General features: G+C 45.9%; 15 protein-coding genes, 1 pseudogene and 1 riboswitch. All 16 genes and pseudogenes read right to left on the bottom strand.

The window, feature by feature from the left end; genetic code table 11:
* Nucleotides 1-21 precede the first annotated feature (21 nt).
* On the bottom strand, nt 22-1473 hold the full coding sequence (locus tag ACTNC6_RS07800) for a sugar transferase (RefSeq protein ID WP_441043773.1): 1452 nt from the start codon (nt 1471-1473) through the stop codon (nt 22-24).
* A 387-nt stretch (nt 1474-1860) separates the two neighbouring features.
* Nucleotides 1861-2394, bottom strand: coding sequence for an antiterminator LoaP (gene loaP, locus ACTNC6_RS07795; RefSeq protein WP_441043790.1), 534 nt, complete (start codon nt 2392-2394; stop codon nt 1861-1863).
* A 290-nt stretch (nt 2395-2684) separates the two neighbouring features.
* On the bottom strand, nt 2685-4526 hold the full coding sequence (gene glmS / locus ACTNC6_RS07790) for a glutamine--fructose-6-phosphate transaminase (isomerizing) (protein WP_441043772.1): 1842 nt from the start codon (nt 4524-4526) through the stop codon (nt 2685-2687).
* A 229-nt stretch (nt 4527-4755) separates the two neighbouring features.
* Nucleotides 4756-5868: an ABC transporter ATP-binding protein gene (locus ACTNC6_RS07785; protein ID WP_441043771.1), complete on the bottom strand. Its 1113-nt coding sequence runs from the start codon at nt 5866-5868 to the stop codon at nt 4756-4758.
* Between the two features lie 4 nt (nt 5869-5872).
* Nucleotides 5873-6892 (bottom strand): FecCD family ABC transporter permease, encoded by a 1020-nt coding sequence (locus ACTNC6_RS07780; protein WP_441036676.1) that lies wholly within the window; start codon nt 6890-6892, stop codon nt 5873-5875.
* 19 nt (nt 6893-6911) lie between these two features.
* Complete coding sequence (locus tag ACTNC6_RS07775; RefSeq protein ID WP_441036675.1) at nt 6912-8060, bottom strand: ABC transporter substrate-binding protein; 1149 nt, start codon at nt 8058-8060, stop codon at nt 6912-6914.
* A gap of 42 nt (nt 8061-8102) precedes the next feature.
* Entirely contained in the window at nt 8103-9059 is a 957-nt protein-coding gene (locus tag ACTNC6_RS07770; protein ID WP_441043770.1) for a hypothetical protein, read from the bottom strand.
* Between the two features lie 184 nt (nt 9060-9243).
* Complete coding sequence (locus ACTNC6_RS07765; protein WP_441043769.1) at nt 9244-10647, bottom strand: sirohydrochlorin cobaltochelatase; 1404 nt, start codon at nt 10645-10647, stop codon at nt 9244-9246.
* A 201-nt stretch (nt 10648-10848) separates the two neighbouring features.
* A riboswitch (cobalamin riboswitch) is annotated at nt 10849-11024 on the bottom strand.
* Between the two features lie 101 nt (nt 11025-11125).
* Nucleotides 11126-11446: pseudogene (hisI, locus tag ACTNC6_RS07760) on the bottom strand (phosphoribosyl-AMP cyclohydrolase); the annotation flags it as partial.
* A gap of 56 nt (nt 11447-11502) precedes the next feature.
* Nucleotides 11503-12093 carry an imidazoleglycerol-phosphate dehydratase HisB gene (gene hisB / locus ACTNC6_RS07755; RefSeq protein WP_441043768.1) on the bottom strand — a complete coding sequence of 197 codons (591 nt, stop codon included), beginning with the start codon at nt 12091-12093 and terminating at the stop codon, nt 11503-11505.
* A gap of 17 nt (nt 12094-12110) precedes the next feature.
* A complete protein-coding gene (gene hisD, locus ACTNC6_RS07750; protein ID WP_441043767.1) occupies nt 12111-13412 on the bottom strand; it encodes a histidinol dehydrogenase in 1302 nt (433 codons plus the stop codon).
* On the bottom strand, nt 13405-14061 hold the full coding sequence (gene hisG / locus ACTNC6_RS07745) for an ATP phosphoribosyltransferase (protein WP_019161778.1): 657 nt from the start codon (nt 14059-14061) through the stop codon (nt 13405-13407). Before hisG ends, hisD begins: the two co-directional genes overlap by 8 nt.
* Complete coding sequence (hisZ, locus tag ACTNC6_RS07740) at nt 14062-15180, bottom strand: ATP phosphoribosyltransferase regulatory subunit (RefSeq protein ID WP_441043766.1); 1119 nt, start codon at nt 15178-15180, stop codon at nt 14062-14064.
* A 168-nt stretch (nt 15181-15348) separates the two neighbouring features.
* Entirely contained in the window at nt 15349-15882 is a 534-nt protein-coding gene (locus ACTNC6_RS07735) for a Holliday junction resolvase RecU (RefSeq protein WP_173742359.1), read from the bottom strand.
* Nucleotides 15883-15900: 18 nt separating this feature from the next.
* Nucleotides 15901-16482, bottom strand: a complete 582-nt coding sequence (lepB, locus tag ACTNC6_RS07730) for a signal peptidase I (RefSeq protein ID WP_441036670.1) — start codon at nt 16480-16482, stop codon at nt 15901-15903.
* Nucleotides 16406-17431 carry an RluA family pseudouridine synthase gene (locus tag ACTNC6_RS07725; protein ID WP_441043765.1) on the bottom strand — a complete coding sequence of 342 codons (1026 nt, stop codon included), beginning with the start codon at nt 17429-17431 and terminating at the stop codon, nt 16406-16408. The genes lepB and ACTNC6_RS07725 overlap by 77 nt, the downstream gene beginning before the upstream one ends.
* Nucleotides 17432-17453 lie beyond the last annotated feature (22 nt).

The raw sequence follows: 17453 nt of genomic DNA, 5'->3' as shown, positions 1-17453 counted from the left end.
CCGTCCGCTATCATCATTTTCTCACACCGATCCATCCTTTCTAATCACCACCATTACCGTTTTCAGCAATATCTTCAAATCCAACCCAATATCCCAATTCTCAATATATTCTTTGTCTAACTTCACCACTTCCTCAAAATCCGTAATATCACTTCTTCCACTAACCTGCCACATTCCCGTAATCCCCGGCTTTATCGCCAACCGTGCCCTGTGATGTAATTCATAGAGATTCGTTTCTGATATTAACGGTGGCCTGGTTCCCACAATGGACATATCACCTTTCAGTACATTGAAGAACTGAGGAAATTCATCAATACTTGTACGCCTTATAAAATCACCAACCCCCGTCTTCCGAGTCCCATCCGGCAAAACTTTATTTCCAATAACCCGAGGATCGAAATCCAACTTAAACATTTTTCCATCCCCTAATTTGTTATCCTTCATCAACTCTGCTTTTCGTTCTTCTGCATCCATGTACATACTGCGGAATTTATACATCTTAAACTTCTTTCCGTTCTTTCCCACACGTTCCTGGGAAAAGAAGATTGGTCCCGGGGAGGCAATATAAATAGCCGGTGCTACAAAAATAAACAGGATGGCGGTAAAAATGCATCCTACCAGTCCTCCTGCTATATCCATCAATCTTTTTAAGCAAAGCTGGCGGGCTGACGCATAATTGATGCTTGTAGTCAGTACTGTATAATTGCCGATTTTTTCCACAAACTGCCGTTTTCCTGATTCACTATTAATCTTTGCCAGATTCAGGTGCACGGTCACACCAGTTTCCGAAAACTGTTCCAGCAATTTGTCCGGATAAGAAATTTCTTCTGGTGTAACCACCAATACCTCATCGATCCATTCCCGGCATACATATTCCGCAGCATTTTCTGCATTTGCTACAACCTGAATTCCTGCAATCTTCTGACCAGTCAAGTCACAATCAAGCAGAACTACTCCGGAGATCACATATCTGGAGTAATTCTGCTCCTGAACATTATGGATTACTTTTACAGCCATCTTCTCAGTGGTTACAATAAGCAGAGAATGGTTTCCGACTTCCTTTCTCCTGCTCTGCAAAAATCTTTTCCACAGGATTCTGATAATATAAGCCAACAGAGTATACAACACAAATGTCAGAATCATGACCAGTCTGGAATACATCTGCCCCTGCTGTATAAGGAACAGATAAAGAACAGACACAGCTCCCATCACAATGCTCTGGTAAGCAGTGATCAGAAACTCCCTGTAATATCCTCTCTTCAGCACATTTCTCAGAGTGCCAAGCAGAAAAAGGACTGCAAGGTCTGCCACTTCTATATAAATTGACATATTCCGATAAATCATGGTCTGATAGGGATTAAACCCATATCCACTTAATCCGTAAGCCAACACAAAAGCCAGCTGCAGACAAATCATATCCAACAGGATAAAATCCCAATGCTTCAGCCATCCATCCGTATCTTTTCTATACACGTTTTCATATTCTCCTTCTTGTTACGTTTTCTCCCTCTTTATGATTGTGTCTGGCACAGTCATTTAACTTTTAGAGATAATTTCCAGACCTACATAAAATGTCTGTGTACCCTTCCCTGCCGGGACTTCCAGCCTGACCAGTCTCTTGTGTCGGTCAATTTTCCTGATCAGGGCTTCCTTGCCTGCAGGGATCCCTGAGTAACATAGGTCTGCCCCTCACGGATATGCCCTTTTGACAGTGACATATGCTTTTCCTCTCCACTTACACGGTGTGATTCTGACAAATTCAAGAATACCCCGGCATTCCTGCTGCTATATGACTAGAATCCTGCGCCAAATCTCACTTATGTTAGACCTGATTACACTATAAAAGGCACCCCCGCAGGATTACATTTCCTGCAGGCATGCCTCTGTGTTTTTCTCTTTATTTTTTTCGATAATCTCCAGCCCTACCTTCATATCCACCGTCCTCCCGAACATATCCAGTGACAGCACCGCAATTCGCTTGTGTCTGTCAATTTTCCGGATGGCTCCTTCCATTCCCTGGAGGGGGCCGCTTATGATATGTACCTGGTCACCTTGGATGATTCCCTGGGAGAGCCGTACCAGCTGTTCTTTGTCTCCGCCCATGCGGATAAGCAGCTCCACTTCCTGGTCTGTAAGTGGGACGATGGTCTCTCCTGTGCCGATGATTCGGGTCATGCCTATGACATGTTTCAGGTTTTCCATGAGGGGTTCCAGATTTTCGGCAATTAAAAAGACATATCCGGGAAAGAGGATTCTTTCCTGAATATGCCATTGGCCTTGAAATCGTTTTTTCTGTTGATAGTAGGGGATAAAACAGCGCTCTAGAATGCGTCTGTCTATAGTCCGCTGACATTGGCAGCGGATATTTTCTTCGGTGCCTGTGCGCACCTGCATCACATACCACATAAACAGTTTTCCTCCATTTTGGGTATGCTTCGCCATTTCGTCTGCCAAAGGGCAAGCGAATCTTTTGTTCAAGATATGTCCATCCATACCTTTAAACGCGGCAAAGCGACGATTTAAAGAACATAGATTTCAGGATATGGACAGGAAGCTTTTCAGAACGATTCCTGTCACTTCATGTTGTATTATAATCATATTTGTATGATAATGCAACCTTTTGTGGAAAATTTGTGAACTTTTGCAGAATTCTGTATCATTATTGCCTGTGTTCACGTTCACTATTACTCCACAGTCACACTCTTAGCCAGGTTTCTCGGCTTGTCTACATCCAGGCCTTTGGCTACGCTGACGTAGTAGCCCAGGAGCTGTAAGGGAATCACTGCCAGTGAGGTGGCGAAGTGTTCGTCTGTCTTGGGGATGTATACGGTGAAGTCTGCGGTGTCTTCGATATTATAGTGGCCGAAGGTGGTCAGTCCCATAAGGTAGGCACCGCGGCTCTTGCATTCTACCATGTTGGAGATGGTTTTTTCATACAGGTGGTTCTGGGTCAGGATACCGATCACCAGGGTTCCCTCCTCAATGAGGGAGATGGTTCCGTGCTTCAGCTCTCCTGCTGCATAGGCCTCTGTATGTACATAGCTGACTTCCTTCATTTTCAGACTGCCCTCCATACTGATGGCATAGTCAATACCTCTGCCGATGAAAAAGGCATCCTTTGCATTGGCCTGTTTGGCTGCAAACCACTGGATCCGCTCTCTGTCATCCTCCAGGATCTTGCTGATCTTGTCCGGGATGGTCTGCAATTCTGTGATCAGTTCCTGATATTTTTCCTCGTCAAGCTCTCCTCTTACTTTACCGAACTGGATAGCCAGTGCATAGGCAGCGATCAGCTGGGTGCTGTAGGCCTTGGTGGTGGCTACGGAGATTTCCGGGCCTGCCAGAGTGTAGAATACGTTGTCTGCCTCTCTGGCGATGGAGGAACCTACTACATTGACAATTCCCAGGGTGCGCAGACCGTGTTTTTTGGATTCACGGAGTGCTGCCAGGCTGTCTGCAGTTTCTCCGGACTGGCTGACAATGATCACCAGACCGTTAGGATCCAGGATGGGATTTCTGTAGCGGAATTCAGATGCCAGATCCACACGTACCGGGATTCTGGCCAGGTCCTCGATCACATACTGAGCTGCCATTCCCACATGATAGGCAGAACCACAGGCTACAATATAAATCTGGCTGATCTTCTGGATGTCCTCTTCTGTAAGGCCCACCTCTGACAGATCGATAGCTCCGTCCTTTAATACGGAGTTCAGAGTATCCCGGACTGCCTTGGGCTGTTCGTGAATTTCCTTCATCATGAAATGCTCGAAGCCTGCCTTCTCTGCTGCCTCTGCATCCCACTCAATGGTCTTTTTCTCTTTCTGGATCTCATCTCCGTCCAGGTTGTAGAAGGTGATGTTACCTTTCTGTACACGGGCCATCTCCATGTTTCCGATATAATATACGTTTCTGGTGTATTTCAGGATAGCCGGCACATCGGAGGCGATGTAGGAGGCTCCCTCCTCTACACCCAGGATCATAGGGCTGTCCTTACGTGCCACATAGATTTCCCCAGGATAGTCCCTGAACATAATAGCCAGTGCGTAGGAGCCGCGGATGCGGACCATGGCGTGGTTGATGGCATCTACCGGTGTGCCCAGATATTTTTTGTAATAATAGTCTACCAGCTTGACTGCTACCTCTGTGTCTGTAGAGGAATAGAACTCATAGCCCTTGCGAATAAGCTTATCCTTCAGCTCCTGATAGTTCTCGATGATTCCGTTGTGGACAGCTACTACATTGCCATCATCACTCATATGGGGATGGGCGTTGATCTCAGAGGGTTCTCCATGGGTGGCCCATCTGGTATGTCCGATTCCACAGGTACCGGGTACGGATTCTCCATCGTTGGTTTTCTCTGCCAGAACCTTCAGTCTGCCCTTTGCTTTGATGATTTCTGTATTTTTGTCGCCGTCACGGACTGCTATTCCTGCTGAGTCATAGCCTCTGTACTCCAGTCTGGAGAGACCATGGAGCAGAATTGGCGCTGCCTGAGTGTTACCTGTATATCCTACAATTCCACACATTTTTTATTCCTCCCTGTCTAAATTGGAGCGTGTTTGTAAAATCATTCCCACAAATTGTGACGCACATCTTGTGGAAAGCATTTTTCAAACATACTCGAGTCAAACCTATCTCGTTATTCATATTCTAATTCTACACCGGATCAGATATTTACGATTTGTCCGATGGAAATATCGGAATTTATTCTATCACGTTGAAGTACAAATAGCAAGAAAAAAGCTCCGGAGTCCTTCAGGATTCCCGGAGCTTACCTGTTTCTTTGGCTTTTGCAAGCAGTTTTTTGTTCTTTTCATTCATTATTCCGAAGTCTGTAAGTGGACAGAGTACTGCCTCACACTCTCCCATGATCTGCAGGGCCTTTTCAAAGTTTTCATCAGAAATGATCTCAAAAGGCTTCTCTGCCACTACGGTTCCTGCCAGTGCGCTGGCCACCTGATAGTCTGCATCATTGGTATGGAGTACTCCTGCTGCAAAGGGGATTCCCAGACGCTGCAGTCTGCGGTATACGGGGATGCCGCTGCCATTTCCTCCAATGACAAATACCTGTGGTTTACCTGTAGGTGGTTCCATTTCCACACAGCCGAAGGAGGCATTGTAGCTTCCCTTGGTGATTCCGTAGAGTCTGCGGATATATTCAGAAGTGAAAATTTCTTCAGGTGTACCGTATTTTTCTATATATTCTCCGTGTACACAGATCACTTTGTCAGAAATTTTCTGAGCCAGATCCAGTTCATGGAGGGACATGATCACAGTAAGCTGGTTTTCCAGTACCATTTTTTTCAGGATGGTGAGAAGCTCCAGCTTGTGGCGGATGTCCAGGAAGGAAGTGGGCTCATCCAGTACGATAATCTCCGGCTCCTGGCAGATTGCCCTGGCCAGAAGGATCCTCTGACGCTGGCCGTCGCTGATGGCTGTGAAATTCCTGTCCTTCAGATCCCAGGCATGGACGGTCTCCATAGCTGCTCTGACCTTCTCTTTATCTGAGGCAGAAAGAATTCCCAGAGTACCTGTATAAGGATAACGTCCGGTTGCAACAATATCCTCGCAGGTCATAAGCTCCGGCCGCATGCGTTCCGTGAGAACTACAGCCAGCTTTCTGGATACCTCTTTGTTGGACATGCGGGCCATTTGCTGCTGTTCCAGATAGACAGTACCGCTGATGGTTGCCAGCTGTCTGGTAATGCTTTTGAGGATAGTAGATTTGCCGGCACCGTTAGGACCTATGAGTGTAAGGATTTCCCCTTTGTTCAGCTGGATATTGATCTCCCTGATCAGAGGCTTGCCCTCATAGCCTACAGTAAGCTGGTCTGTATGAAAAAAATAGGATTTATTTGTATTTTCCATAGTCTTATATCCTCTTCTGTCTGTGAATCATAATGTAAATAACCACCGGTGCGCCGAACACTGCGGTTACGGAGCTGATGCTGAGCTCTGTAGGTGCAAATACTGTTCTGGCGATCAGGTCACAGAACAGGCAGAATACTGCACCGCCCATAAAGCATGCAGGGATCACTAACAATGGTTTGGCTGTTTTTAACAGGCTTTTCACAATATGGGGCACTGCGATTCCCACAAAGGAAATAGGGCCTGCAAAAGCTGTGACACAGGCGGACAGCACACTGGATAAAAGGATCAGTCCGATGCGGAAAAGCTTGATATTTACTCCCATATTCTGGGCATAGACTTCCCCCAGCTGATAAGCGCTGATGGGCTTTGACATGAAAAATACGATGATCATGGCCAGGATCACTACTGCCGCCATAACTTTCACATTTCCCCAGGACATACCGGAGAAGCTTCCCAGTGACCAGTTATGGAGATTGACAATATTGGAGTCATCTGCAAAGGTGACCACAAAATCCGTGATGGCAGAACAGATGTATCCGATCATAACACCGCTGATGACCAGCATGGACATATTGTGGACCTTTTTTGCCACCAGCAGGACAAAACTCATGGAGATCATGGAGCCGATAAAGGCTGCAACGATCATGGCTGCGGATCCCATGGAAATGCCTCTGCTAAGGAAAAAGATCATAAGCATTGCCACTACCAGCTTGGCTCCTGAGGAGATTCCCAGTACAAAGGGGCCGGCTATGGGGTTATTGAAAAAGGTCTGCAGGAGAAATCCGGATACGGACAGGGCTCCTCCCAGGATGATGACAGCCAGGATCCTGGGCAGACGGATTTCCCATATAATATTGTAAGCGGTATCTGTTCCCTGATGCCTGAATATGATATTCAGGATCTCTCCCACTGACAGTGGGATGCTGCCGGCATTTACGTTCCATATGAAAAGGATCACCAGCAGCACTGCCAGGATAATAAAGGCAAAGCCGTACCGGGCTGTGCGTTTTCTGTCGTTCATAGGTTTCTTACTCCTGCAATTATTTAAGTTTATGCATATAGTTTAATTCATCCAGTGAATCATCCTCTGTGGTGAGAATGGTGTGAATGTCCTCAATCATGGTTCCCAGCCCTGTGGTTTCCTGGAAAAGGTTTTTGCCGGTACACCATACATTGCCATCTTTCACTGCTTTGAAATCTGCCAGCAGCTCGCTTTTTGCCAGCAGTTCACTGACAGAGGTCAGTTCTCCGTCAATGGTGCTGTTGTAGATAATATAATCTGCATCCTTTGCCTTGGCGTAAAATTCTTCCATCTGCATGTTCATAGTGGACAGGGCATTGTCACTTTCACCGGTATCAGGTACATAGGTGCCTCCGGCCAGATGGATCATCTCAGATACATAGTCATTGCTTTTACGCACATTGACTGCACCTGTGGAATTGATGTAAAAGAAAGCTACGGTTTTGCCGGTATCCTTGTCATCAGAGGACAGAACCTTGTCCAGCTTGTCGGTCTGTTCCTTGAATACCTTCTCTGCCACATCCTCCTTGCCCAGAAGGACTGCATAAAGCTTCATCCATTCTGTTCTGCCCAGAGGATGGGGCTCATAGCTGGAGCGCTCTACCATCACAGGGATGCCGAACTGTTCCAGCTTCTCCTGTACTTCCGGGTTGTGATGAATCATAGTGGACTCAATAGCCAGATCGCAGCCTTCGTTCAGGATCAGTTCGTAATCCGGGGCATTGTATTTGCCTGCGTAGATCATATGGCCGGCTTCCATGGCATCTTTGGCTTCCTGGATATACCAGCCATTTTCCTTGGTGCCTGAAAGACGGATATTGTCGATGCCGTCAATAGCCCGGAAAAGATCCATGGCTGAGGTTGCTACCAGATAAATATTGTCCAGTGGCTGCTGCAGTACTGTTATGTTTTTGTCCAGTCCCTCAGGGGCTTCTTTGCCCTCTGGTACCAGCAGGTACTGTCCCTCATCCACAATGGTGATCAGTGTATATCCGTCGTTATAATAGTCTACACTGAATTCCTGGGCATAGCTGAGCTCCATACTGTGGTCATAGGTCAGACCCGGGAGCTCTGCCGGGGTCTTGTCCTCTGCTGCAGCCTGTACGGTGAAGGTACAGGCACAGAGCAGAGTAATGGCTGTGAATAGGTATAGTAGATATTTTTTCATAATTATTCTGTATTTCTTGCTTTCGTTTATTCTTGATGATTTTTACTTTTCTGCTTTCTTATCTGCTTCCTTTAATGTAGAGGAATCAAAGTTCAGGGTATAGTCGATTTCATGAGGGGTGCTCATGGCTGTGGTATCGGCAGTTACTGCCAGCTCTGTATCGAAAGCACTTACCGGGATCTCGAAGGTGGAATTACCGTCCTTGTTTACAGGCTCGTATTTCTGGTTATCCACTATCATATAGTCATAGTTCGGGCTGCTCCATACGATGGTAGCTGTAGCCTTGTCGCCCTTGATGCTGATGGCTGCAGGAGAATCCACGGTGGCTCTGCCGGAACCGCCTGTGAGAGTTACCTCTGCAGTATAGTCTCCGTCCTCAACACCAAGATCTGCTATTTTCTTACCTGTATACTCTTTTTTGGAATCTTCGGCATCGCTGCTTTCTGCAGAGTCATCCTTTACAGGATCCTTGACGCTGACCTTGTGGTCATACCATTTTCCTTTTTCTCCAAGAATGGCAACGTCAAACTCCTCATCAATGGCAGGTACAGGGATATCGAAGCCGTATACTTCTTCTGTCATTCCGTCACTGTATTTTACAGTATCTGTGGTAGGATCAAGGATTTCGGCTCCGTCTTTGGCAGCATCTTCTGCAGTTCCAGCAAAGAGGTTGACGATCTTTTTGGATACCAGGCTCACATGGATTGTCATTTTGCCGTCTTTTACAGTAAGGGTTCCCTTTTTGTCATTGGCTTCATTTACATGGAACATACTGCTGTCTGTATCAAACTCAGCTGTGTAAACCCCATCCTCCAGAACTGCGGAGTCTGCAGTATCCTTGGCATCACTGTCTTTGGTATCTGCGTCTTTGACATCTGTCTCCTTGCTGTCCGCTGCTTCTGTGGTTTCTTTTGTTTCTGCCAGTACAGGGCTGGTACCGATCAAAGCTGCTGACATGGTCAGAGCAGATAAAAATAATACGAATGAACGTCTTTTCATAATAATGTCTTCCTTTCTGTTACCTGTCTGTTACATAAAATGTCTGGGTAAAATGTATCCGTCCCAGACTTTGCCTCAGACTTAATATCTACATAATACATCTGCCCGGAAACTATTGCAAGTATCCGGGCAGATTCTGTTGCCTGTACCGGTTATCCGTCAGGCCTGATTTTATTTAATTTGATTATTCAGCATCTGCTTCTTCTGTTGCTGTTTCATCTGCTGCTTCATTTTTTGATGCAGTTTCATCATCTGCTGCTTCAGCGTTCTCATCTGCAGCTGCATTATCTGTTGCTCCCAGGGAGTCGATTGCTGCTTTTGTATGAGCTACATACAGATCTTCTACTGCTGCAATTCTTCCAAGTCCTTCGATCTGGTAGTCAACACTGTCGAAATCTCCGGATGCTACAAACTGGCTCTTCCAGGAATCTTCATCATCGCCGGCCATATCGTTGTTTGCATGGTCACCTGCAACAACCATCAGAGGACGAAGGATTACATTCTTGAATCCTGCTTCTTTTACCTTTTCAATTACTTTATCGCATGCGGTATCTTCCGGTTCACCTTCAACAGTACCGATGAAAGCGTTTGTGAATCCAAGATCATCCATCTGTGTCTGCATCTGGTCGTAGGTTACATTTGCTGTATGGGAAGTACCATGTCCCATGAATACAAATGCTGTACCAGCATCTGCGGCTGCCTTCATATCATCGAATCCGGCTACCTTGCAGGCTTCATCTGTAATTGCCTGGGCAACTGCTTTCTTGTCATCGTTGATCACGGTAGCGTCATCGCCAACTTCACCAAGCATTGGCTCTGCGATTGCTACAGATTCAAATTTATCTTTGTATCCATCAATTGCTTCTGTCATTTCATCGTACTCAGCACCATGCATCAGATGAGTAGGCTGCACAACCAGGTTCTTAACACCGTTAGCTACTGCACGGTCCAGTGCCTGCTGCATGTTGTCGATTACTTCGTTATCTCTTGCCTGTACATGGTTGATGATGATCTGTGCTGTAAAAGCTCTTCTTACAGACCAGTCCGGATATGCTGCTGCCAGTGCATCCTCAATACCTTTGACATCTTCTGCACGGCTGTCGTTAAAGGATGTACCAAAGCTTACTACTAAAAGCTCGTTTTCACCGATTTCATCCTGGTTGCGAGGATCATCCTTGGAAGCATCTCCTGTGTCACGTCCGAAGTAGTCAGGATCTGCATTTTCACCTGTTACCAGTTCTTTCTGTGCATCTGTCAGCTTATCCCATGCTTCTTTGGCTGCCTTACAGTCATCATCTGTTGTGTCTGTTCTTTCCTGAACATAGATTTTATCGATCAGTGCGCCAACCTCATCAGCTGCCTTCTGGTCATCGGAAGAAGCATCAGCATCTGCGGAAGCATCATCTGTAGCTTCTGCAGCATCAGCTGCTGTATCATCTGTAGCTTCTGCGTCATCTGTAGCAGCTGCGTCATCGGCGGATTCTTCTGTAGCTGCGTCCTCAGCAAATGCAACTGTGCCGGTAGCTGCTGTCATAGAGCAAGTCATTGATACTGCTAACAATAAGGCTAACATAGATTTTCTTTTCATGGTGTTTATCCTCTTTTAATAATTAAATATTTCCGGACAGATGTATGCAAAGAAAAACAGCCGCATCTCTGCAGCTGTTACTTTTCTCATTATACACGGTTTGTATCGGATTTCGTAAATACCGGACATAACATAAACATCCGGCAGGATACGATAAGAACTATGTAAGTCATGAGAACAAAGGTACTGTAAACCGCAGACCCCAAATTCCACGCTAAGGCAGATCTCCTGACTTCGTTCATCGCTGCTTCTCCCTTCCCGGTAAACCAGTGGTTCTGAAAAACAGCTCCCTTACACAGTGACGGTATCGTTCCGGATTCTCACCGGATTCCCTTTTGCACATCCATTAGGATGTAACCTTAACGTTATAACTCTTGCACATATTCAATTCGGATACTCTTTTTTTACCACAAATTTTACAGATTGTCAAGAATAAGACGAAAATTACCAAAAATCGTTTCGTATTTTTCAGACATTTTCAACCCTGGTACAGTGGTTTGAAAAAGCAGGTTCGGTTTCCGGTGTGGCAGGCAGCTCCTACCTGGTCTACTTTTGCCAGGATGGTGTCGTTGTCGCAGTCCAGGGTAAGGGATTTCACATATTGGAGATGTCCAGAGGTCAGACCCTTGGTCCACAGTTCATTGCGGCTTCTGCTCCAGTAGGTCATTTTTCCTGTCTCCACAGTGGTATTGTAGGCCTCTTCATTCATATAAGCCAGCATTAGTACTTCACCAGTCTCATAGTCCTGTGCGATCACTGGTACCATTCCGTCGCTGTTCAGCTTGAAATCTGCCCAGGTAAAGGCCTTCTCCTCAGATTGTGCAGGATGGATTTTCTTATTCATATGTGCCTCCTTTATGCCAGACTTCCCTTTGTGGAAAGTACGTCTGTGATCCGTGGGTCATAGGAGGTAGCTGCGTCCAGTGCCTTGGCGAAGCTTTTGAACATGGCTTCTGCTACATGATGATTGTTGCCACCGCTTAAGACTTTGATGTGCAGGTTCATGCCGCAGGAATAGGAAACAGCGTAGAAAAACTCCTTCACCATTTCTGTAGACATATCTCCGATCCGGTCAGCGGTAAACTCTGCATCCCAGGCAAAATAGGGTCTGCCGGACAGGTCAATGGCGCAGAGCACCAGGGATTCATCCATAGGAAGGATGCAGCTTCCGTAGCGTTTTATGCCCTTTTTGTCACCGATTGCCTCTTTTAATGCTGTTCCCAGTACAATTCCGGTGTCCTCAATGGTGTGGTGGTCATCTACCTGCAGATCTCCCTTTACTTTTACGTTCAGGTCAAAAAGTCCGTGTCTGGTAAAGCCGTCCAGCATGTGGTCAAAAAATCCTACGCCTGTCTCAATATGAGAACATCCGGTTCCGTCCAGGCTGATCGTTAATTTCATCTGTGTTTCTTTTGTATTTCTCTCTACCGAAGCTTCTCTGGCCATTGTATGTCTCCTTCTGATTAGTTTTCTTCTTCCTCAAAACGTACTGCAATGGAGTTTGCATGTGCAGTCAGCTGTTCAGATGTTGCAAACTGGACAATATCCTTGTGGATGTCCCTCAGTGCAGCTTTGGAATAATAGACAATGCTGGATTTCTTGACAAAGTCATCTACAGAAAGGGCGGAGAAGAATTTGGCAGTTCCGTTGGTGGGAAGTACGTGGTTTGGTCCTGCAAAATAATCTCCCAGAGGTTCAGAGCTGTATTCTCCGATAAAAATAGCTCCTGCATTCTTAACCTTCATCATATCCTCAAAGGGGTTGGCTGTAACAATCTCCATATGCTCCGGTGCAATCTCATTGGCTGCCTCAATAGCCTCATCCATATCCTCTGCGATCAGTATGTAGCCGAAGTTATCCAGGGACTTCTGGATGATCTCTTTTCTGGAGAGAACTTCTACAAAGCCCTTTACCTCCTGGTCAACCTTGTCTGCAAATTCCCGGCTGGTAGTGATCAGGATGGCGCAGGCCAGCTCGTCATGCTCAGCCTGGGAAAGAAGGTCTGCTGCCACATAGCGTGGGTTGGCAGTTTCATCGGCCAATACCAGGATCTCACTTGGACCTGCAATAGAGTCAATGCTTACATAGCCATATACTGCTTTCTTTGCCAAAGCTACGAAAATATTTCCAGGGCCTACAATTTTGTCTACCTTTGGAATGCTTTCTGTACCATAAGCCAGAGCTCCCACTGCCTGGGCTCCGCCTACCTTGTAGATCTCATCTGCTCCGGCCTCTCTTGCTGCTACCAGTGTGGAAGCACATACTTTGCCGTCCTTTCCCGGAGGGGTGGTCATTACAATATGGGGTACTCCTGCAACCTTGGCAGGCACAATATTCATAAGTACAGAGGAAGGATAAACTGCCTTTCCGCCTGGAACATAAACACCTACGCGGTTTAAGGGAGTTACCTTCTGTCCCAGCATGGTTCCGTTTGTGGTACTTGTAAACCAGCTGTTCTGGATCTGTTTTTCATGGTAGGTACGGATATTTACCAGTGCCTTGCGGATCACATCCAGCAGTGCAGGATCAATGGTGTCATAAGCTTCCTTGATCTCTTCTTCTGTAACGCGGATGGTGTCCTTATTGATTTCTACCTTGTCAAACTGCTTTGTATAGGCGAAAAGGGCTTCGTCCCCTTCACTTTTTACCTTTGCCAGAATTTCTGCTACTGCAGATTCAAATTTTCCGTAATTATTAGGGCTTCTTTTCAGCAGATTTCCCAGAATATCTCTGGTAGATTCTTTGGTTAATGTTACTTTACGCATTTTTATTTTCCTCCTGCAGGACTTTACGCAAGTCGTGGATCAGCTTGCGGATTCTCTCATTTTCCATTTTCATGCTTACCTGGTTTACTACCATTCTGGCTGACAGAGGGCATACCTCCTCCAATACCTTCAGACCGTTTTCCCTGAGGGTGCTTCCTGTCTCTACAATGTCTACGATCACTTCGGACAGGCCTACGATAGGTGCCAGCTCAATAGAACCATTTAATTTGATAATGTCTACCGTCTGGTGCTTTTTATTATAGAAGTAATCCTTGGCAATGTTTGGGTATTTGGTTGCCACACGGATCAGCTGGTTATTCTCCAGTACTTCTCTGGCGCTTTCCGGACCGCAGACACACATTCTGCATTTGCCAAAGCCCAGATCCATAACCTCATACAGCTTGCGGCCTTCCTCCAGAAGGGTATCCTTTCCCACAATTCCGATGTCAGCTGCACCGTACTCTACATAGGTAGGTACATCCGGACCCTTAGCCAGGAAAAATTTCATTTTCAGTTCTTCGTTTACAAAGATCAGCTTACGGGTATCCTTGTCCCGGATCTCCTCACAGGTAATTCCGGCTTTTTCAAGTACATCCATTGTTTTATTGGCTAGTCTGCCCTTTGTAAGGGCAAATGTCAGGTATCTCATTTATCTGGCCTCCTTTTTCAAGCGTAATGCCACGCTGTGTCCCTCTGCACGGAGCTTCTGGGCTTTTGCAATGGCTTCGGTCCGGTCTGCCGGTCCATATTGGATCACTTCTGGTTTTTCTTCTTTTTCGGAAATGATCTTCTGGCTGGAAAGAGCCAGAAGCAGGTTGTCTACCTCAATGGCAAAGCCAATGGATGCGGCAGGTTTTCCAAAATGCTTCATCAGCCCGTTGTAACGTCCGCCTTTGATCATAGGTTCTCCGGTTCCATAGGTATAGGCCTGGAAAATAATACCTGTATAATACTGATACTTGCTCAGCATGCCGAAATCAAAGGAAACATATTTTTCGTATCCATAAATTTTTAGGATTTCATAAATCTCACGGAGTCTGGCTACTGCCTCCAGAGCCCTTGCATTGTTGGTCAGCTTTCTGGCTTTTTCCAGAACCTCTGTGGAACCAAACATCTGTGGGATCTCCACAAAAGCTTTTGCTATGCCTTCCTTTAATTTCTGTTCTTCTACAAACTCCTCCACACCAAAGGCATTTTTCTGGGAGATCAGGGAACGGAGACGTTCTTCAGCCTCTGCATTAAGCTCTGCCTCCTTCAGAAGGGATTTGAAATAATCCACCTGTCCCACACTGATCTGAAACTCAGTCAGACCTGCAGCCAACAGGCACTCCACTGTCATTGCCAGAAGCTCTGCATCTGCATCTGCAGATTCGTCACCAATACGCTCCACACCCATCTGGGTGGTTTCCTTTAATCTGCCTCTGTAGCTGGAATTATTAATAAAGGTATTGCCTGTATAGCACAAACTTACCGGCTCCTGGTCCGGTGAAAAGTAAGTGGCACAGGCTCTGGATACGGAAGGGGTAAAGTCCGGTCTCAGCACCAGGGTATTGCCCTCCCTGTCAAAAAATTTATACAGCTCTCTGGATGGAATAGTTCCCACCTCCCGGCTGAAAACTTCAAAATATTCAAAGGTGGGTGTCTCTATATCTTCGTAGCCATACTGATGGAAAACACGGTGGATCCTCTCCTGTACCTTCCTCTTCTGGCTGCATTCGCCATTGTAAATATCCCTTACACCCTCTGGTGTATGAAAAATACGCTCCATTGCGTGATCCTCCTTGTCTTCCATTCTACTTTAGTGTGCTACCATGCTACTACAATGATGCATAAACTAGATAAAATTATACTGGTTTATTCTGAAAATGTCAATCCTGTATTTTGTTATTATTATTGTTACTGTTTATTGTTACTGTGAACGGAGTGAACAGTAACATCAGTCTCTGTGATCCAGATCTTTCTGCAGACCCTCCAGATAGGGAACCAGAAATCCCCCTCTTTTTTCCAGATAATATTCCGGAGATAATTCTTCTCTGCGGAAGCTTTTCCTGCCCCCATCCTCCATCCTCTGCCAGAATACCATCAGATCCCGCAGGGGCAGATAATAGAAAAGATTTTCATGGCTGAAAAAGATAAGAAAAAAAGCCACCCCTCCCTGCTTCTCAAAGCTCTCCATGAACTCTACCTGATGAGAATGGATATTTGCCAGCGGAAAGGTATCCGTACAGCATTCTTTGGCATCAAAGCAGACAGGGATTCCCTGTACTGCTCCGATATAATCCACGGTACTGCGCTGTTCAAAATATGCCAGGGTGATGTGCCTGTTTTCCTTGTCCATGCGGACAGGGGTAATGGGAGTGGGGATTTTCTGAATCAGTGCCAGTCCCTTTTCCCTGTATTGTTCATTTGTACGGTTTACCAGCTCCTCCAGAGTGGAGCCGCGCAAGCCTCTGCTGTTCCAGGTTGCCAATGGTTTTTCCTCGTGATTTTATGTATTTTTTTCTGCAGGTTTCCCAAGAATCTTCAGGGAAGGATAATAACGGAAAAATGCCTTTCCCACAAGTTCATCCCAGGTTACATAGTTGCTGGTCTTCCAGAGCCGGGAATCCTTGGAATGATTCCGGTTGTCCCCCAGGACAAAATAGCTGTTCTCCGGCACCTGATATGGTCCGAAATCTCCCTTGGGTGTTTCCGGTACAAAGCTGTCATCCAGCGGTGTCCGGGAATCGTTAATATATACCTTTCCATCCAGGATCTGTACCTTCTCCCCGGGCAGACCGATCACTCTCTTGATGTAAAGCTTGCTTTCATCATCTGGATACTTAAAGATCACGATGTCAAATCTTTCCGGATCTCTGAATTTCTTTGTATAGTTATGTCCAAAGAAATCTATATTGATACCATAGGCCAGGCGGAAGCCAAAGATCCTGTCACCGGTCATAATGGTTTTCTCCATAGAAGGTGATGGAATTTTGGCATTGATCAGAACTATATTATTGACCACAGTTACGATCACCACTACCAGGATGATCATCCTGGCATACTCCCACACTAATTTCCAGATTTTCATAATAGCTCCCCTTTAAATGTTCCTCATTTAATATGCTTTCAAACAGCTGTGGTACTTTTGCCAAAAAGGTTTGTCCTGTCTGTGGTATTTCCAGCTTGTATGCATGGAGCAGCTGATTTCTGACTCCGAATTTTGTGTAAGCTCTGTTAAAATCTCTGTCCCCGTATTTGGCATCTCCCAAAAGGGGATGTCCGATACTTCCCAGGTGGGCACGGATTTGATGAGTCCTTCCTGTGATCAGTTCTACTTCCAGCAGGGTTACCCGTCCATTACTCCCCAAAGGACGGTACCCTGTCTCTATAGGCAGGGAATCCTCAAACTGTTTTTCTGACACTGTCACTTTATTTGTTTTTTGATTTTTATGCAGATAGCCTTTAATATGTTCCCCTTTTTCAAGTCTGCCCTTTACCAGGCAGAGATAATATTTATGGAGACTTCTGTCATGAAAAATCCCGGAAAGAAACTGAAGACCTGCCAGGCTTTTGCCTGCGCACACCAGCCCGCTGGTATTGCGGTCCAGCCTGTTGCACACAGATGGTCGGAAGGTCTTTAACTGTTCCTCAGTAAGCTCTCCCTTTTTCAGCAGATAGCCGGTCACATATTCTACCAGTGAAGGCTGTCCGTCATCTGCAGGCTGGGACAGCATACCAGCAGGTTTGTTGATGATAATAATGTCCTTGTCCTCATATACTACGTCCAGATGGCAATAGGCCCTGGGCACCTGGGTATTCCCTGCAAATTTCTCAAAGGTTTCATCACTGAGAAAAAATTTAACAGTATCCCCCTCCAGAAGCTTTTCATTTCCGGTAGCCTTTTTGCCGTTCAGGGTGATATTTTTCTTACGGAGCATTTTGTAAAAAAAGCTTTTGGGTGCTTCCTTCAGCACCTTTGCCAGATATTTGTCAAAGCGCTGTCCGGCTTCGTTTTCCTTTATAATTAATTCTTTCATATATATAACTTTCTTCTTATAC

Source organism: Blautia sp. HCP3S3_C4 (genome assembly GCF_052064095.1).
Classification (GTDB): Bacteria; Bacillota; Clostridia; order Lachnospirales; family Lachnospiraceae; genus Blautia_A.
The sequence above is the reverse complement of the archived record's forward strand: the minus strand, read 5'-3'. Positions and strand labels throughout refer to the sequence as shown.

Excerpts from the sequence above, each read along its gene's own strand:
- ACTNC6_RS07775 (WP_441036675.1), bottom strand. The coding sequence starts at position 8,060 with ATGAAAAAATATCTACTATACCTATTCACAGCCATTACTCTGCTCTGT.
- ACTNC6_RS07780 (WP_441036676.1), bottom strand. The coding sequence starts at position 6,892 with ATGAACGACAGAAAACGCACAGCCCGGTACGGCTTTGCCTTTATTATC.
- hisB (WP_441043768.1), bottom strand. The coding sequence starts at position 12,093 with ATGGCCAGAGAAGCTTCGGTAGAGAGAAATACAAAAGAAACACAGATG.
- lepB (WP_441036670.1), bottom strand. The coding sequence starts at position 16,482 with ATGAAAATCTGGAAATTAGTGTGGGAGTATGCCAGGATGATCATCCTG.
- hisD (WP_441043767.1), bottom strand. The coding sequence starts at position 13,412 with ATGCGTAAAGTAACATTAACCAAAGAATCTACCAGAGATATTCTGGGA.
- glmS (WP_441043772.1), bottom strand. The coding sequence starts at position 4,526 with ATGTGTGGAATTGTAGGATATACAGGTAACACTCAGGCAGCGCCAATT.
- ACTNC6_RS07765 (WP_441043769.1), bottom strand. The coding sequence starts at position 10,647 with ATGAAAAGAAAATCTATGTTAGCCTTATTGTTAGCAGTATCAATGACT.
- loaP (WP_441043790.1), bottom strand. The coding sequence starts at position 2,394 with ATGCAGGTGCGCACAGGCACCGAAGAAAATATCCGCTGCCAATGTCAG.
- ACTNC6_RS07785 (WP_441043771.1), bottom strand. The coding sequence starts at position 5,868 with ATGGAAAATACAAATAAATCCTATTTTTTTCATACAGACCAGCTTACT.
- hisG (WP_019161778.1), bottom strand. The coding sequence starts at position 14,061 with ATGAGATACCTGACATTTGCCCTTACAAAGGGCAGACTAGCCAATAAA.
- ACTNC6_RS07770 (WP_441043770.1), bottom strand. The coding sequence starts at position 9,059 with ATGAAAAGACGTTCATTCGTATTATTTTTATCTGCTCTGACCATGTCA.
- ACTNC6_RS07725 (WP_441043765.1), bottom strand. The coding sequence starts at position 17,431 with ATGAAAGAATTAATTATAAAGGAAAACGAAGCCGGACAGCGCTTTGAC.
- hisZ (WP_441043766.1), bottom strand. The coding sequence starts at position 15,180 with ATGGAGCGTATTTTTCATACACCAGAGGGTGTAAGGGATATTTACAAT.